Source organism: Arthrobacter sp. NPDC057388 (genome assembly GCF_042668165.1).
Lineage (GTDB): Bacteria > Actinomycetota > Actinomycetes > Actinomycetales > Micrococcaceae > Arthrobacter.
Map to the genome: position 1 here is coordinate 1 of NZ_JBHVBL010000018.1, position 16,370 is coordinate 16,370.

The following is a 16,370-nucleotide window of genomic DNA, read 5'->3' on the forward strand; positions in this document are numbered from 1 at the left end:
GCCCGGAAGGCGTCCCGCCTCCCTGGCTGGTCAGGACCTGATGGGGTGGGGCCCTACTTCGAGATCACTCCGAGGCGGGTCTTGAACGACGCGTCCAGGGTCTGGTCCACGCCCTTGACGTCTGCCCCCGCAACCATGAGCTGCGCGCCCTGCAGCAGCGGCAGGGTGGAGAGGTCCTTGGCGACGGCCGTCTGGGCGTCACCCAGCACCTTCTCGCGTTCGGCCTTGTCCACCGTGGTGAGCTGCTTGGTCACCAGCTCGGTGACGGCGGAGTTTTCGTAGTGGTTCTTCAGGAAGTTGCCGGGGATGAAGAACGGCGTGAGGTAGTTGTCGGCGTCGGAATAGTCCGGGAACCAGCCGAGCTGGTAGACCGGGTAGGCGTCGGCTGTCCGGGCCTTGTTATAGGTGACCCATTCGGTGGACTGGAGGTCCACCTTGAACAGGCCCGACTTCTCCAGCTGTTCCTTGATCATGGCGTACTCGTCGCCGGAGGACTTGCCGTAGTGGTCGGCGTTGTACTGCAGCTTGATGTTGACGGTGCCGGTGATGCCGGCGTCAGCGAAGGCCTTCTTTGCCTTGTCCAGGCTGGGCTTGCCGTTGCCGTCGCCGTACATTTCCTTCAGCGGCTGGATGGCGCCGTTGAAGCCGTCGGGAACAACGGAGTAAGCAGGCAGGTAAGTGCCCTTGTAGACCTGGGTGGCGATCGCCTCGCGGTCCACGACGTTGGCCATGGCCTGGCGTACGGCGAGCGCCTTCTTGGCATCGGCGTCGGCCGTCTTGGCACCGAACGGCATGGTGTCAAAGTTGAACACGATGTAGCGGAGTTCACCGCCGGGGCCCTTGTGCACCTTGACCTTGGAGTCCTTCTCCAGGTCGGCGGCGTCGGTGGCCGTCAGGCTGCGGCCGGCGACGTCGATGTTGCCCTGCTGGATGTCCAGCTTCAGGTTGTTGGAGTCGGCGTAGTACTTGATGTTGGCGCCGTCATTGGCGGGCTTGCCCAGGAGCCCCTGGTAGTCCGGGTTGGCCTTGAGGCTGACAAGCTCGTTCTTCTTGTAGCTCTCAATCGTGTACGGCCCGGCGAACGGCTTGCCCTTGACGATCTCGTCGTCGCTGAGGATCTTGTCTGCCGGGAAGACCTCCTCGTCAACAATCGGACCGGAGTTGGCGGCCAGGACGCCGGGGAAGACCTGGTCATTGCCGGCCTTGAGCGTGAAGACCACGGTGGAGTCGTCCTTGGCCTCCACGGACTTCAGGTTCGACAGCAGCGCCGCCGGGCCGTTGGGGTCGGCGATCTTGACCACGCGGTCGATCGAGAACTTCACGTCGGAGGAGGTCAGGGCGTGGCCGTTGGCGAACTTGAGCCCCGGCTTGAGCTTGACGGTGTACTCGGTGGGCGTGGTGAAGGATGCCGATTCCGCGATGTCCGGAACAGAGTCCGCGCTCCCCGGCTTGGAGTTCATGAGGAAGGGGTAGACCTGGTTCATCACCATGAAGGATCCGGCGTCGTAGGAGCCGGCGGGGTCCAGGGTGACAACCTTGTCCGTGGTCCCGTAGGTGATGGTGCCCCCGCCGGCGCCCCCGGTGGAGGTGCCACCGCCTCCGGACGGGCCGGTGCAGGCTGTGAGTGCGAAAGCGGAAACGCCTGCCAGCGCGATAGTGCTCCGCAGGGCCCTCTTGTTCTTTGCCATCTGTGAACTTTCTGTTCGATGAGTACGCGCGGGGTGCCCGGTCTGACTCGTGTGCGGGCAGCCCGCTGATGCCTCTGATTCAACCAGATGGTTGCCCGGTGAAACATTGCATCGTGTGAGTTGAGACACAAAATTTACCAGAAGGGCGCGTGCAATGCTGACCGAACGGTCGGAAACCGCGAAGAGGCAAGAAAAACGGCCGGCGGAACGAGTCCGCCGGCCGTTGCTGCTCCGGAAACCGGAGCACGACTGGAAAGTACCGCCGCTTAGAGCTCGGCCCGCTGCAGGGACCGCGCGGCGTCGATGGTGGCCTGGCCAAGGACCCTGCTCCCCTGGTACAGCACCACGGTCTGGCCGGGCGAAACGCCGCGCAGCGGATCCTTCAAAGTCACCACCAGGCTGTCCCGCTCGATGCCGGCGTCGTCGGCAACCCGCTCGATGCGTGCGCTCGCAGGAACCGGGTCACCGTGCGCCCGGACCTGCGCGTGGCAGTCAAAGTCGGCACCGGAGCTGACCTCGCCGATGGGCAGGCCGGCCCAGGAAACCTTGATGCCGCGGATCTCGTCGATGGCCAGCAGGGCCTCGGGCCCCACCACCACCTTGTTTTCCTTCGGCCGGATCTCCAGCACAAACCGAGGCTTGCCGTCCGCCGCCGGCCGGCCCAGCTTCAGCCCGCGCCGCTGGCCGACGGTAAAGGCGTTGGCACCGCCGTGTTCGCCCACTTTGGCCCCGGTCTCATCAACGATGTCGCCGGTGGTCATCTCGATCTTTTCGGCGAGCCAGCCTGCGGTATCGCCATCCGGGATAAAGCAGATGTCATGGCTGTCCGGCTTGTTGGCCACGGACAGCCCCCGCCGCTCGGCTTCCGCGCGCACTTCCGCCTTGGAGGGGGTGTCCGCGAGCGGGAACATGGAATGCTTCAGCTGTTCATGGGTAAGCACGCCCAGGACGTAGCTCTGGTCCTTGGCCCAGTCGGCGGCGCGGTGCAGTTCGCGGTTTCCGTCCGCATCCTCGATGACCTTGGCGTAGTGGCCCGTGCACACGGCGTCGAACCCGAGGGCGATGGCCTTCTCAAGCAGGGCGGCGAACTTGATGCGCTCGTTGCAGCGCATGCAGGGGTTCGGGGTGCGGCCGGCAGCGTATTCGTCGATGAAGTCCTGGACCACATCCTCCTTGAACCGCTCCGAGAAATCCCATACGTAGTAGGGGATCCCCAGGACGTCGCAGGCCCGCCAGGCGTCGCGTGAATCTTCGATGGTGCAGCAGCCCCTGCTGCCGGTGCGCAGGGTGCCCGGCATCCTCGACAGCGCGAGGTGGACGCCGACGACGTCGTGCCCCGCCTCGACGGCGCGGGCGGCTGCGACGGCGGAGTCAACCCCGCCGCTCATGGCTGCTAGAACTCGCATTATGGCTTTCTGTTGACACGGGTTGCCGAACTATTCTACTGCCCGCCGGATTCACGGCCTAAATTCCCTTGACGGCCCCTGCCCGCCCTTCTAAAGTCACGAGTACCGTTTTTAGAACGCAGGCCATTGGCCTGCCGGGCGAATCGAGTTGCGCCATGACCCCTGAAAGCATTGTCATTGCCGGCGCCGGGCTGGCCGGTGCGACGGCGGCCCGCACCCTTCGTGCCGAAGGGTACGCCGGGAAGATCACCATCGCGGGAACCGAGCAGCACCATCCCTATCTGCGGCCACCGCTGTCCAAGGAATACCTGCTGGGCAAAGCCGGGGAGGACGCCGTCGAGGTGGCTCCGGAGGGCTGGTATGCCGACAACAATGTGGGCCTCCTGCTGGGCAACCCGGTGGCATCCGTTGATCCGGCAGCACACTCCGTCCGGTTCGCGGACGGGGCAGTCCAAAGCTACGGGGCGCTGTTGCTGGCACCGGGGGCATCACCCCGGAGGCTTCCGGTCCCCGGGGCCGAGCTTGATGGCGTCAGTACCTTCCGGACAATCGAGGACAGCCGCCGGCTGCGGGAACAGCTGGCTTCCGGCGGCCGGAACGTTGTGCTCATCGGCAGCGGCTGGATCGGCATGGAACTGGCCGCGGCGGCAAGCACCTACGGCAACCGGGTCACCCTGCTCGGGCTTGAGGACATTCCGCTCGCCACCGCCATCGGCCCGGACCTTGGCAGCTTCTTCCGCACGCTGCACGAGGACAACGGCGTCCGCTTCCGGCTGCCCGCCGCCGCCAGGGAAATCACCGGGGAAAGCGGGAAGGCAACGGCCGTGGTGACCGACACCGGCGAGCACCTGCCTGCGGACATCGTGGTCATCGCCGTGGGAGTGGTTCCGGAAACTTCCCTGGCCGCCGCGGCCGGGCTGGAGGTCAGCAACGGTATCCTCACGGACGCCTCTTTGCGCACCAGCGCGCCGGATGTTTTCGCGGCCGGGGACGCCGCCAACGCCCTGCATCCATTCACCGGTGAGCACCACCGCAGTGAACACTGGTCCAACGCACTCAACGGGGGCAAGGTGGCGGCCAAGGCGATGCTCGGCCAGGATGCCGTCCTGGACGTGGTGCCCTACTTCTATACGGACCAGTTCGACGTCAGCATGGAGTACTCGGGCTTTCCCTCCCTGGCGGCGAAGTCGGCTCCGGTGATCCGCGGCTCGCTGGAGAGTAAGGAGTTCGTGGCATTTTGGCAGCAGGAGGGGCGTGTGGTGGCCGGCATGAACGTCAACTGGCCCAGGTCCGCCAAGCCGGGCGCCCAGAAGACCATCAAGGCCCTGGTCTCCGCCCGGACGGCGGTGCCGGCGGAGCAGCTTGCCGATGAATCCGTGCCTTTCGACCGGCTGCTGTCGGAATTCAGCTGATGCCCTGACTCAGCTGGTGCCCTGCCCCTGGCGGGCGACCGTTGCAGCCGTCTGGATGGACGATTCATGCCCGGCCATCCCGGCCTGCCGCGCCCGCTCATAGGCACCGGGCAGGGCCGCGAGGAGTGCGTCCACGTCCGATTCGGTCGACGGATGCCCGAGCGTAAAGCGCTGCGCACCGCGCGCCGTCTCCTCGTCCAGGCCCATGGCGAGAAGGACGTGCGACGGGCGCGGAACGCCCGCGGTGCAGGCCGAGCCGGTGGACGATTCAACGCCCGCGAGGTCCAGGAGGAACAGCAGGGAGTCGCCCTCGCACCCGGGGAACGTGAAATGTGCGTTGCCGGGCAGCCGCCCGGCGCCCTCGGGACCGCGCAGCACCGCCGCCGGAACCGCGTGGCGGACACCCTCAATGAGCCGGTCCCGCAGCCTTGAAATCCGTGCAGCCTCCACCCCGAGATTTTTCGCGGCGGAGTCAGCAGCGGCCGCGAAGGCAGCTATGGATGCCGTGTCCAGGGTTCCGGAGCGGACGTCGCGTTCCTGGCCGCCGCCATGCTGCACCGGCGTCAGCTTCACTGCCCGCCCCAGAACGAGGGCGCCGACGCCTACCGGGCCGCCGATCTTGTGGCCGGAGACGGACATGGCATCCAGCCCGCTGGCGCGGAAATCGACCGGGACGGAGCCAAAGGCCTGGACAGCGTCGGAATGCACCGGGACCCCTGCGGCGTGCGCGAGCTCAACAATCCGGCGGACTGGCTGGATGCTGCCCACCTCGTTGTTGGCCCACATGACCGTCACCAGGGCAATCGACTCGGGCTCACGCAGCAGTTCCGCCTGCAGCGCGTCGAGGTCCAGCACGCCCTCGTGATCGACGGGCAGCCATGAAATTTCCGCCCCTTCGTGGCGTTCCAGCCACTCCACAGTGTCCAGCACTGCATGGTGCTCGACGGCGGAGCACAGGATCCGCCGTCGGCGCGGGTCTTCTGCCAGCCGGGACCAGTACAGGCCCTTGACGGCCAGGTTGTCTGCCTCAGTGCCGCCCGAGGTGAAGATAATCTCCGAGGGATGTGCGCCTGCCGCGGCGGCCAGGGTTTCCCGGGCATCCTCCACAGAGCGCCTGGCCCGGCGGCCGGAACCGTGAAGTGACGAGGGGTTCCCGGTCCGGGACAACTCGCGTGTCAGCGCAGCCAGGGCGTCCGCGGAGATGGGGGTGGTGGCGGCATGGTCCAGGTAAACAGGCACGCTTAAATTCTAGACGCCGCTGGATTTCCGGTGTCCTCAAGCCCTGATCCTGGCGCAGCAGCGGCCGACGGTCCGGTCCTCCTCCACCTTGCCCTCCGGCACCCCGCAGGCCGCGGCGGCACCGCTGAGAAACGCCCCGTTCATGGCACACACCACCTCGGTGTGGGCGTCGGCGAGCCGGTGGAACGGACAGTTCATAAGGATGATTCCGCCCTCGGCGTCCCGTTCCGGCATGTAGCCGACGCCGCCCAGTACCTCATCCAGGGATGCGCCGTCGCTTGCCAGGGCGCGGCCCCGTGAGTAGGAGGCCTCGGCCAGTGCCTCGCCGACCCCGCCCCCGGCATTCATGGAGGATTCAATCGCCGTGGCCATCAGTTCGCCGGCCAGGTCATAACTGCGGTCCGGAACCGATGCCCCCACTTCATCCAGCGCCGGACGGTACAGCTTCGCCGGCCGGCCCGAGCCCGGCCCTGCCTTTCCGCCGAGCTTCCGGAACTCGACGGCGAGCAGCCCGTCGCGGACCAGCCTGTCCAGATGGAAGGACGCTGTGGACCGCGGCATGTCCAGCGCGGCCGCCGCGTCGTCCCGGCCCACCGCAGCCGGCTGCCCCGCGACGTACTCAAACAGGCGGCGCCTTCCGGCGTCACCCAGCGAAGCCAGGGCGGCGAGGCGGCCGGTCCACGAAAGAGCAGTCCCGGATTCGCGGTTTTCAGCTGTGCGGCTCATGAAACCAGCGTAACTCTAAAATCAAGATCTGTTGCTAAAGAAGGAGCGGGAGTTCTAAAATCAAGCTATCCACTTTTAGAAGGAGGCTTCATCATGAAGACCACAGCAGTGAAAGAGTCAGCACACGCGCAGGCGCCCGCTTCGGATACCGCCCGCCAGGCCTTCCTGCTCCTGCGCACGGTGTTCACCGTGGCCCCTGTCCTGTTCGGCCTGGACAAGTTCACCAATCTTCTGACCGACTGGACCGGCTACCTCGCACCGATAGTTCCCGATACCTTGAACCTGCCGGCCCAGACCGTGATGTACGCCGTCGGCGTCATCGAAATAGTCGCCGGAATCCTGGTGGCCCTCCGGCCGCGGATCGGCTCCCTGGTAGTGGCCGCCTGGCTCATCGGGATCATCGTGAACCTGCTGATCCTGGGCTCTTTCTTCGACGTCGCCCTCCGCGACTTCGGGCTCTTCGTGGGTGCGCTGGCACTCAACCGCCTGGCCACCCCATCGGCGGTCCGTCAGCTGGGCGGAACCACCGCGAGCCACTGAGCAACATCTGCCCGGGCGGCGGCGAGCGCCGCCGCCGTCGGGCAGGACACTGAGACAAAGACGGACGAGCCGGCCATACCGAATACCCGGGCCATCACGGTGATGGCCCTGCCGGCCCTTTGGCCCGAGGGATTGGCGGCCCGCTCCAGAGCCAGGACTTCCACCGCCGGGCCGGGCTTCCCGCGTTCACCTCCCCAGCGCAGCGAGGCCGGCTTCAAATAACCGGGCAGGATCGTGGAATCCAGATAGGCAAACAGCGCAGCCGTCGACTCCCTGTCATCAGCCGCCACCAGGGGCCACTGGTTCTGGCGCACCTCGGCCGCCGCCTGGCAGCCATCCGATTTCCGGTACCGGCTGGCGCCGCCGGCGTTGCTGACCACCTGCTTCCAGTGCGGCGCTTCGGCCAGGTCTTCCGACAACCCAACGGGAACTCCGCGTGCCAGGGTGGGCCCTGCCGAAAACGGCATATCCCGCGCGGCCACGGCGCCGGCGTCGTGGCCCGGGGTGATGGTGGGCGTGGCCGGTCCGCTCGTGACCGGCGGATTGCTGGGCGCAGCCGGATCCGGCACCCCGACGCTGCAACCCGCAAGGGATGCGACGAATGCAACGGCCGCCACCACCGCGAATGCGCCGCGCCCGCCGCCGCAGCCTGTCACAACTCCCATTCCGAAAAGTCTAGTGGTCCTGCCTCCCGGCGTCGGGAACCGGCAGCCCTGCCGCAGTCGTTGTTCCGTCAAGACCGTCAAGACCGGCTTATATGCTTGGCACACCGGGCCGGGCAGGCATTCCGGCAACAACGACCGAAGGACCATGCTTGACCCAGGGCAGCAGTTCCCACTACGAAGTGCTCCGCGTGGCCGTGACCGCTACGGAGAGGGAAATCAAGGTGGCCTACCGCAAGGCTGCCCGCGCTTCGCACCCCGACCACGGAGGCGACGCCGCCATGTTCCGGCAGGTGACCCTCGCCTATGAAACGCTCATCGACCCCCGGCGCCGCGCCGCCTATGACCGCTCCTATGCGGCCGGCCCCCGCCGGAACCGCCCGGACAGCGATGAGGCGCACTTCGATGCCCCCGCTGCCGGCAGCCACGCCTCCGCGACGATCCACAAACCGGGAACGCCGCGGAACACTGCCGGGGATGCGCCTGTCTACGTGCCGCCCTTCGACACGCCGGGGGCCGTTCCGCTCGTCCCGCTGGAGCTGGCGAGCCAGCAGGTCCACGGCATGCCCAGGAAGCGGGGCATCTTCGGTGCCGAAGCCCGGATCCAACGGGAGCTGCGCACCGTCCAGCTGATCAGCAGGCAAGTCCTGCCGGCGATTCCGGCCGCGCGACTGATCAACGGGCTGCAGTCCCCGGCAGACAACAGCCACATCGACCATGCCCTGCTCTCCGGCTACCGGCTGGCGCTGGTCGGCTCCATGCTGCTGCCCAAGGGGGCGTACGCCTGGGACGGCAACACGCTGAACCACGGCGGCAGGTCGATCGCCCCGCCGCAGCTGGCCCAGGTTGTCAGACGGATGCAGGATATCTTTCCCGAGCTCAACGTGACCGGGTGGACGGTGGTCCACAGCCCCGACGGAAACCTCCACGAGCCCGTCATCGACCGCCACCGCCGCTCCCGCGGCGGATCCGAGATTGTCCAGGTGGTGAATGCCGCCGGCCTGGCCCGCGGGCTCAAGGATTTCCTCTCCTCCGGCCCGGCACCGAACACCGTGAATGTTCCGGTGCTCGCGCGGCTGCTCCGGGGCATGCACTGAATTCCCGTCTCCGAAGCCGCGCACTCAGCGCCGCACGGAGAGCGCCCGCAACGCCGACGCTAGGATGGAAACGTGTTCCGCATCCTCTTCCACACGCCTGAAATTCCCGGAAATACGGGCAACGCCATCCGCCTCGCCGCCATTACCGGCGCCGAACTCCACCTCGTGGAGCCGTTGGGCTTCGACTTCTCCGACGCCAAGCTCCGCCGCGCCGGACTGGATTACCACGACCTTGCAGTCGTGACTGTCCACGCCAACATCGAGGCCGCGTGGCAGGCCCTGCAGCCGGAGCGCGTCTTCGCGTTCACATCCGACGGTGAGGTGTCCTACACCGACATCGCGTACCGGCCAGGTGATGTGCTCATGTTCGGCCCGGAGTCGGTGGGCCTGCCGGACCACCTGAAGCGCGATCCGCACGTCACGTCCCGGGTCCGCCTGCCCATGCTGCCGTCGCTGCGGTCACTGAACCTGGCAAATGCGGCATCCATCGCGGTCTACGAGGCCTGGCGGCAGCAGGGATTCACCGGCGCACAGCTTTGACCCCAGCCCGTCCACAGGGCCACCCATCCAAGGGGCGTCCCGTACCGAATCCCTCCTGAGCACGATTGGGGCACGTGCAATCCAGAGGGTGTAAGGAGCGGCAGGTGGGCACACTAGGTCAGGGCAACACGGCTTTCCGTTTTGCCCGGCACGATGCTGCCGTGGCCGGCACCGGTGTGCCGCGTCCGCCGGCCGGCAACCTATGCTTGAGAGTGATGGAAACTCCCAACGCGCCCAAGTTTGACGCCACCGCACCGCCCGGTACCGCCGTCGACCTTAACCAGCAGCTGGCCCAGCTGCTGGAGCGGATTGCCCAAGGTGACCAGGCGTCCTTCGCCGAGTTCTACGGGCTCACGTCGCGGCGGGTGTTCGGCATGGCGCGCCGGGTGCTCATCGACCCGGAGCTGAGCGAGGACACCGTCCAGGAGGTCTTCCTGCAGGTCTGGCAAAACGCGGCCAGGTTCGACCCCGCGACCGGAAGTCCACTGGCATGGCTCATGACCATCTCGCACCGCCGGGCCGTAGACAAGGTCCGGTCCGCACAGTCCGCCAGCGAACGCGAGGCCCGGTATGGTGCCATCAGCCAGGACATCGACCATGACTCGGTGCAGGACGAGGTGGACGGCCGGCTCGAGGCCGAAGCCGTGGTGCGTTGCCTGGAGACCCTGACCGAAACGCAGCAGGAATCAGTGCGGCTCGCCTACTACGGCGGCCTCACCTATCGCGAGGTGGCAGAAAAACTCAACGCGGCCATTCCAACCATCAAGTCCCGCATCCGCGACGGACTGATCCGACTCAAGACCTGCCTGGGGGTGAGCTGACCATGACCGATTCGAATGATTCCCGGGGGCGCCAGCTGCCCAGGGCATTTGCCGCCGATATCCCCACCGACCTTGCCGCCGGCCGGGCCGTGGAACTCGCGGAAATTTACGCTCTTGATGCCGTCACAGACGCGGAGCGGGAAGCCATCGATTCCTACATCAGCGGCGCGCCCGAGGCGGAACGTGCATCCTTCAACGAGCGCGTCCGCCAGGCCAGGGAAACCCTGGCCATGTCCTTCACGGCCGAGGAGGATCCGTCCGCTGACCTGTTCGCCCGGATCGTCGCGCAGCTTCCTGCCCCGGTGGCGGTGCCGGTCACGACACCCGTTGCCACTGCGGCGGCGGAGGAGCCTGCCGCTGATGAACTTTCCGCTGCCCGGCAGCGCCGTGAAGTCCGACGCCGGACGGCCGGGCTCCGTAACTGGCTCATCGGTGTTGCGGCTGCTGCCGTGATCGCGCTCGGCGGTGTGGGGATCGGGGCTTACGTGGCCAACCAGAACGATCCGTTCCGGCAGGTCATCGAGGCGCAGGATGCCCGGCAGGCCACTGTCAATGTGGCCGGCGGAGGCACCGCCACCGTCTCGATCTCGCCGTCGCACGACGCGCTGGTGGTGCGGATGAAGGATGTGCCGCCGCCGCCCGCGGGCAAGGTGTACCAGATGTGGCTGATTCCCAAGGACGGCTCCGCGCCGGTCTCCGAGGGCCTGATGGACGCCGAAGCCCTGTCCAAGCCTGCCCTGGTCAAGGGCATCGGCTCCGCTGCGTCGCTTGGCATCACGGTGGAGCCGGCCGGCGGATCCGCTACGCCCAGCCTGCCAACAGTGGCTGCCGCCCCGCTGACCACCTGAGTTCCGGCGCCGGGGCCGCTGACAACCGGCGCTTGACCTTGACGTTGCGTCAACTTCTACGCTGGAGGCATGAAGCAGGAAGAACTCCGGAGCTGGTCCATCGCCGAACTGGCGAAGCTGAGCAGGGTCTCGTCCAGGACCCTCCGGCACTACGACCAGGTGGGGTTGCTGCCGCCTGCCTATACCGCGCACAACGGCTACCGCTACTACACGCAGCCTGAGCTGCTGCGCCTTCAGCGGATCCTGCTTCTGCGCGAACTTGGCCTGGGGCTGGAGACCATCGGCCAGGTGCTGGACGGCCAGGCGGACCAGGTGGATGCGCTGAGCGTCCACCGGACGTGGCTGCTGGCCGAGCGCGACCGCCTGGACCGGATGGCCAGGACCGTGGGGGCAACCATATCGGCACTGCAGCAAGGAGACGCCATGTCAGGCGAGGAGATTTTCAAGGACTTTGACACCAACCCCTACGAGGAGGAGGCACGCCAGCGCTGGGGCGACAGTGCTGTCGAGGAAAGCAAGGCCCGGCACGCCGCGCTGAGCCCTGACGACAAGCAGGCCTTTATGGCCGAGGCGGGGGCGATCAACGAGGAACTGGCCCGCTGCCTCGACGCCGGCCTGCCGGCGGACGACGCCCGCGTGCAGGCCGCCGTCGAACGCCATTACCGCTGGGTCTGCGTCAGCTGGACACCGGATGCGGACAGCTACGTGGGCCTGGGGCGGATGTACGTCGAGGATCCGCGCTTCACTGCCTTCTACGACAAGAGCCGCGCAGGCCTCGCTCCCTACCTGCTGGAGGGGATCAAGGTCTACGCGGCGTCGCGGCTGGGTTCTGCCGCAGGCTAGGGCAGGCCCTGCCGCAGGCCAAGCACACGCCCTGCCGCAGGCCAAGCACAGGGGCTAGAAACCGGCGATGGTCCCGGGGCCGTTCACCATGACAACGTGGAACGCCTCGGCGCTCCGTCCCTCGGGCAGGCCGGCACGTTCGGCATACTCGCGCATGCCGCGGCGCACCCTGGCTTCCATGGCTTCGGTGTCCGGGTGCTGGCTGACGTGGACGTGGATCGCCTCAAGCTTGCTCTCCACGTGCTCCGTGACGTCCACGTAGTGGTTCTCCCGCTCCTCGGGCCCGGCAAAGAACCACAGCCACGGAACCTTGTAGGCCTCGAGGCCGGCCTCGGCGAGATCCGGGTACGCGAAGGGGTTTTCCACGGCCGGGTAGATGGCGCAGGTCACCGCCTCCCCCACGGCCAGGTGGTCCGGATGGCTCTTCTGGATGCGTTTCCAGTTGCGTTCCGGATGCATGGAAAGCACGACGTCGGGCCGGACTTCGCGGATCAGCTTCACCACTCCGCGCATCACCTCGTGGTTCGGTTCAAGGTACCCGTCCCGCTGGTGCAGGTAATGGATGTCCTTGACGCCGACGAGGGCGGCGGCACGTTCCTGCTCGGCCGCCCTGAGCGCGATGATTTCGGCGCGCTGGGCGGGGTCGAAGCCGCCGGCATCGCCGTCGGTCATGATGCAGTAGCTGACTTCGACGCCGGCCTTCGTCCACGCGGCGATGGTGCCGGCGGCGCCGAAATCGATGTCGTCGGGGTGGGCTGAGAAACAGAGCACCCGCTCAATCCGGTGCTGTTCCGGATTGAACGGGCTCTGCGCTGGTGCAGCGTTTGCGCTCAAGGATTCAGCCCTTGCGCTTCTTGATTTCTTCGGTTGCCTGCGGCAGCACCTGGAAGAGGTCACCGACGATGCCGAAGTCCGCGATTTCAAACACGGGCGACTCGGCGTCCTTGTTTACGGCGACGATCACCTTGGCGGTCTGCATGCCGGCCTTCTGCTGGATGGCGCCGGAGATGCCTGCGGAAATGTACAGCTGCGGCGAGACGGTCTTGCCGGTCTGGCCGACCTGTGCGTCGTGGCTGATCCAGCCGGCGTCGGTTGCCGCGCGGGAGGCACCGACCGCTGCACCCAGTGCATCCGCCAGTTCCTCCACGGGACCGAAGTCGCCGTCGAGTCCGCGTCCGCCTGCCACCACGATGCGGGCATCTGTGAGGTCCGGGCGGCCGCTGGCAACCTTCTGTTCCCGGGAGGTGATGCGGGCGGCCGCAGCCGTTGCGTCGGCAGGGGCGTCAACGGTCACGGTTTCAGGCACGCCGGGTGCCGCCGCGGGTTCGGGGTCCACGGTGTTTGCCTTCACGGACAGCACGGTGACCGGGGTGGTGGCCTTCGCCGTCGTGGTGTAGGAACCGGCCAGGACAGACTTGTGGGCGGTGCCGTCGGCGTCCACGGCCACGACGTCGGTGATGACGCCGGCGCTCAGGCGGATGCCGAGCCGGGCCGCGATTTCCTTGCCCTCGGGTGAGTTCTCGAGGAGAACGGTGGTGGCACCGGACTTGTCCGCAACGGCAGCCAGGAAGGCGGCCTTCGGCGCGACGAGGTAATCGTCGAGGTCGGTGGACGAGGGGCGGAAGATGCTGGCCGCACCGTAGGCGCCCAGGGTGCCGGCGACGTCATCGGACAGTTCGCCGTTGACCGCCACGGCAGTCTCCCCGAGGGACCGGGCGATGGTGAGGAGTTCCAGGCTGCTCTTCTTGAGAGCCTGCCCGGGGTTGTCAATGAATACCAGTACGTTTGCCATGTTGTGGAGTCCTCTTAGAGCAGCTTCTGGGCGGCCAGGAAGTCAACGAGCTTGATGCCGGCGTCGCCCTCGTCCGTGATGATGGTGCCGGCAGTGCGCGGCGGGCGTTCCTCGGCAGCGGTCACGCGCGTCCAGGAGCCGGCGTGGCCGACCTGGGAGGAATCCACTCCGATGTCGGCCAGGGAAAGGGTGGTGATGCTCTTGCGCTTGGCCGCGATGATGCCCTTGAAGTTGGGGTAGCGCGGTTCGTTGATCTGGTCCGTCACGGAGACCACGGCGGGCAGGGAAGCCTCAACCGTTTCCGAGTGGGTGTCCGCGTCACGGCGGGCGGTGACCCGGCCGCCGTCGACGTCGAGGGAGGAGGCGAAGGTGACCTGCGGGAGCCCCAGACGCTCGGCGAGCTGGGCCGGCACCAGGGAAGTCTCGCCGTCGGTGGAAGCCATGCCGGTCAGCACCAGGTCCACGGGGGTGTCCGCGCCGAGGTGGCGGACGGCTGCTGCGAGCGCCAGGGAAGTGGCAGCCGCATCCGAACCGGCAAGAGCTGCGTCGGTGAGGTGCACACCCTCGGTGGCGCCGATCTGCAGGGACTTCTTGATCGAGTTCACGGCACCGGCAGGTCCCATGCTCAAAGCGATCACCTTGTTGCCGGCTTTGGCACCGCCCCGGGCTTCGGCGAGCTGCAGCGCGGCTTCCAGGGCGTACTCGTCCAGTTCGGACAGGATGCTTTCGTCGCGGTCTGTGGTGTGGCCCTCGCCGCTGAGGTGCCGGTCGAACTGGGCGTCCGGCACATGCTTGACCAGGACGACGATCTTCAATGTCTCTTCCACTGTATTTACAGCAGCCTTCCGTGCTTGTGGATAGCCAGCCGGGTGGGGTCATGGCCGTGGAACGCCCGGGATACGGGTAGCAACTAGCTAACCATATTGGGCCCGTCATATGACGCCCCGTTAACGCCTGTGTCAAAGGCGGGCAGCATGACGGCGGGCCGTCTCCCGGAACTCAAGGAGTGCGGCCCGCCGTCGTTCTGCTGCGGTTTACTGTTCGGCGGCTTACAGTTCGGCGGCTTACTGTTCGGCTGCGGCGCCCAGCGTCACGTCCAGCTGCTGCTCGCGGCCATTGCGCAGGACGGTGATCTTCACCGAGGAGCCGGAAGGCTGCTCGCGGACGGCTGCCGTCAGCTGGTTCGGGTCACTGATGGCCAGGTCATTGAAGCGCGTCACCACGTCGCCCACCTTGATCCCGGCCTTGGCCGCCGCCGAGCCCGGCTCGACCGAGGCCACATCGGCTCCCGTGGAGAACCCGGCATCCGATTCCGACTTCGCCTGGACGCTCACGCCCAGCTGGCCGTGGGTGGCCTTGCCGTTGTCGATGATTTCCTGCGCCACGCGCTTTGCGTGGTTGATCGGGATGCTGAAGCCCACGCCGATGTTGCCTGTTCCGCTGGCTGCGGAGCTGCCGCCGGCGGAGGCGATCGCGACGTTGACGCCGATCACTTCACCCTTGCTGTTGACCAGGGCACCGCCGGAGTTTCCCGGGTTGATGGCCGCATCGGTCTGGATGACGTTGATGGAGATCGAACCCTTGTTAGCCGAGCTCTGGCCCTGCCCCTGGCCCGGAGGAGCGAATTCGAATCCCTGGTCGCCGCCCTGGGAGTTGTCCGTCCCTTCCTTCGGGGCAGCCGAAGACGCGACACTGATGGTCCTGTTCAGCGTGGAGACGATGCCGTCCGTCACCGTGCCGGTGAGGCCGAGCGGCGAACCGATAGCTACCGCGGTATCCCCGACGTTCAGCTTGCTGGAGTCACCGAGGGCAGCGGGCGTGAGGCCGGACGGGTTGTCCACCTTGATGACGGCCAGGTCGGACAGCGGGTCGGTACCGACCACCTTGGCGCTGAGCACGCGGCCGTCATTCGTGCGGATTTGGATGTTCGCGTTCGCGGTGGCGCCGTCCAGCGTGACCACATGGGTGTTGGTAAGGATATGCCCCTCGGCGTCGAGGATGATTCCGGAACCCGTACCGCCATCACTGCCGCTGGTGGCCTTGATGGTCACGACGCTCGGCGATGCTTTGACGGCTGCGGCCGTGATCTCGTTGACGGAATCCTGGTTGTTGACGATTACAGTTCCGGGCTGGCTGCCGGAACTCACCGCCGGCGCCGTGCCGCCGGCGTCGAACAGGTTGCCGGAGCCGACGGTCGCCACTCCCCCGCCCACGAGGCCCGCGGCCAGGATGCTGGCCACGAGCGTTCCGACGCCGAACGTCGCCTTGCGCTTGGGCTGGCTGCGGTCGTCCTGGAAGGCGGAATGACTGCTGTGCTGGGAGTACGGGTTGCCGTGCTGGGCGTAAGGGTTGTTGTGCTGTGGCTGGGAACCGGCCTGCTGGGAAGCATGTGCCGGCTGCTGCCCGTAGAAGGGGGCATGCTGCGGGTACACGGGGTGCGGGCCGCCGGAACGCTGCTCCTGCGGCTGATGCGTGAGCCGCTCCAGCGGAGTGGTGGGGTTGCTGCCGGATTCCAGGCGCGCGGTGGGGTTCTCGGAACCCGCCTGCGCAGGAGGCTCGAGACCCTCTGCGGGCTCAGGCCGAAGGGTCGGATCAACAGGGCGCCCTGAAGGATCTCGGTTCTCAGGTGCTGCGCCCGGTGTTGGGTGCTCAGTCATTGGACTTCCTTTCATCCGCGTCTGTATTAACTATGGACGATCGGACTGAAACTAATTCGGACGTTTGCTGGGAGGTTCCTGAATGCCTTCCGGCGAAGG

16 protein-coding genes are annotated in these 16,370 nt (G+C 66.9%); 7 read left to right on the forward strand and 9 right to left on the reverse strand.

Features of this window, described 5'->3' with window-relative positions; genetic code table 11:
• Window positions 1-53 precede the first annotated feature (53 nt).
• Together ACFUTU_RS10665 and mnmA are read right to left on the reverse strand one after the other, a co-directional pair.
• Window positions 54-1,688, reverse strand: a complete 1,635-nt coding sequence (locus ACFUTU_RS10665; protein WP_377963974.1) for an ABC transporter substrate-binding protein — start codon at window positions 1,686-1,688, stop codon at window positions 54-56.
• Between the two features lie 266 nt (window positions 1,689-1,954).
• Window positions 1,955-3,094 (reverse strand): tRNA 2-thiouridine(34) synthase MnmA, encoded by a 1,140-nt coding sequence (gene mnmA, locus ACFUTU_RS10670; protein WP_377963976.1) that lies wholly within the window; start codon window positions 3,092-3,094, stop codon window positions 1,955-1,957.
• 155 nt (window positions 3,095-3,249) lie between these two features.
• Here mnmA and ACFUTU_RS10675 point away from each other — a divergent pair, with 155 nt between their 5' ends.
• Window positions 3,250-4,506: an NAD(P)/FAD-dependent oxidoreductase gene (locus tag ACFUTU_RS10675; RefSeq protein ID WP_377963978.1), complete on the forward strand. Its 1,257-nt coding sequence runs from the start codon at window positions 3,250-3,252 to the stop codon at window positions 4,504-4,506.
• Window positions 4,507-4,515: 9 nt separating this feature from the next.
• Here the strand turns inward: ACFUTU_RS10675 and ACFUTU_RS10680 are convergent, their stop codons facing one another.
• Window positions 4,516-5,745, reverse strand: a complete 1,230-nt coding sequence (locus tag ACFUTU_RS10680) for a cysteine desulfurase family protein (protein WP_377963980.1) — start codon at window positions 5,743-5,745, stop codon at window positions 4,516-4,518.
• 36 nt (window positions 5,746-5,781) lie between these two features.
• Window positions 5,782-6,471: a helix-turn-helix transcriptional regulator gene (locus ACFUTU_RS10685; protein ID WP_377963982.1), complete on the reverse strand. Its 690-nt coding sequence runs from the start codon at window positions 6,469-6,471 to the stop codon at window positions 5,782-5,784.
• Window positions 6,472-6,564: 93 nt separating this feature from the next.
• Between ACFUTU_RS10685 and ACFUTU_RS10690 the strand changes: the two genes are divergently transcribed.
• Window positions 6,565-7,011 (forward strand): DoxX family membrane protein, encoded by a 447-nt coding sequence (locus ACFUTU_RS10690; protein WP_377963984.1) that lies wholly within the window; start codon window positions 6,565-6,567, stop codon window positions 7,009-7,011.
• On the opposite strand, the gene ACFUTU_RS10695 is transcribed toward ACFUTU_RS10690, so the two are convergent.
• On the reverse strand, window positions 6,981-7,676 hold the full coding sequence (locus tag ACFUTU_RS10695) for a hypothetical protein (protein WP_377963986.1): 696 nt from the start codon (window positions 7,674-7,676) through the stop codon (window positions 6,981-6,983). The two genes, ACFUTU_RS10690 and ACFUTU_RS10695, sit on opposite strands and share 31 nt — an antisense overlap.
• Before the next feature lie 149 nt (window positions 7,677-7,825).
• Here ACFUTU_RS10695 and ACFUTU_RS10700 point away from each other — a divergent pair, with 149 nt between their 5' ends.
• The 5 genes from ACFUTU_RS10700 (at window position 7,826) to ACFUTU_RS10720 (ending at window position 11,822) form a co-directional block, all read left to right on the forward strand.
• A complete protein-coding gene (locus ACFUTU_RS10700) occupies window positions 7,826-8,770 on the forward strand; it encodes a J domain-containing protein (RefSeq protein WP_377963988.1) in 945 nt (314 codons plus the stop codon).
• A 72-nt stretch (window positions 8,771-8,842) separates the two neighbouring features.
• Window positions 8,843-9,310, forward strand: a complete 468-nt coding sequence (locus ACFUTU_RS10705) for a tRNA (cytidine(34)-2'-O)-methyltransferase (protein WP_377963990.1) — start codon at window positions 8,843-8,845, stop codon at window positions 9,308-9,310.
• Window positions 9,311-9,525: 215 nt separating this feature from the next.
• Entirely contained in the window at window positions 9,526-10,131 is a 606-nt protein-coding gene (locus tag ACFUTU_RS10710) for a sigma-70 family RNA polymerase sigma factor (RefSeq protein WP_377963992.1), read from the forward strand.
• Window positions 10,132-10,133: 2 nt separating this feature from the next.
• Window positions 10,134-10,979 carry an anti-sigma factor domain-containing protein gene (locus ACFUTU_RS10715; RefSeq protein WP_377963994.1) on the forward strand — a complete coding sequence of 282 codons (846 nt, stop codon included), beginning with the start codon at window positions 10,134-10,136 and terminating at the stop codon, window positions 10,977-10,979.
• 69 nt (window positions 10,980-11,048) lie between these two features.
• Entirely contained in the window at window positions 11,049-11,822 is a 774-nt protein-coding gene (locus tag ACFUTU_RS10720; RefSeq protein WP_377963996.1) for a MerR family transcriptional regulator, read from the forward strand.
• Window positions 11,823-11,876: 54 nt separating this feature from the next.
• Here ACFUTU_RS10720 and ACFUTU_RS10725 read toward each other — a convergent pair whose 3' ends face one another.
• From ACFUTU_RS10725 to ACFUTU_RS10740, 4 genes are all read right to left on the reverse strand, one after another.
• The gene (locus tag ACFUTU_RS10725) at window positions 11,877-12,656 is read right to left on the reverse strand and encodes a PIG-L deacetylase family protein (RefSeq protein WP_377963998.1); all 780 of its coding nucleotides are present in this window, start codon (window positions 12,654-12,656) and stop codon (window positions 11,877-11,879) included.
• 4 nt (window positions 12,657-12,660) lie between these two features.
• Window positions 12,661-13,614: an electron transfer flavoprotein subunit alpha/FixB family protein gene (locus ACFUTU_RS10730; RefSeq protein ID WP_377964000.1), complete on the reverse strand. Its 954-nt coding sequence runs from the start codon at window positions 13,612-13,614 to the stop codon at window positions 12,661-12,663.
• Window positions 13,615-13,628: 14 nt separating this feature from the next.
• Window positions 13,629-14,429 (reverse strand): electron transfer flavoprotein subunit beta/FixA family protein, encoded by an 801-nt coding sequence (locus tag ACFUTU_RS10735; RefSeq protein ID WP_377964101.1) that lies wholly within the window; start codon window positions 14,427-14,429, stop codon window positions 13,629-13,631.
• A gap of 249 nt (window positions 14,430-14,678) precedes the next feature.
• Window positions 14,679-16,271 (reverse strand): trypsin-like peptidase domain-containing protein, encoded by a 1,593-nt coding sequence (locus ACFUTU_RS10740; protein ID WP_377964002.1) that lies wholly within the window; start codon window positions 16,269-16,271, stop codon window positions 14,679-14,681.
• Window positions 16,272-16,370 lie beyond the last annotated feature (99 nt).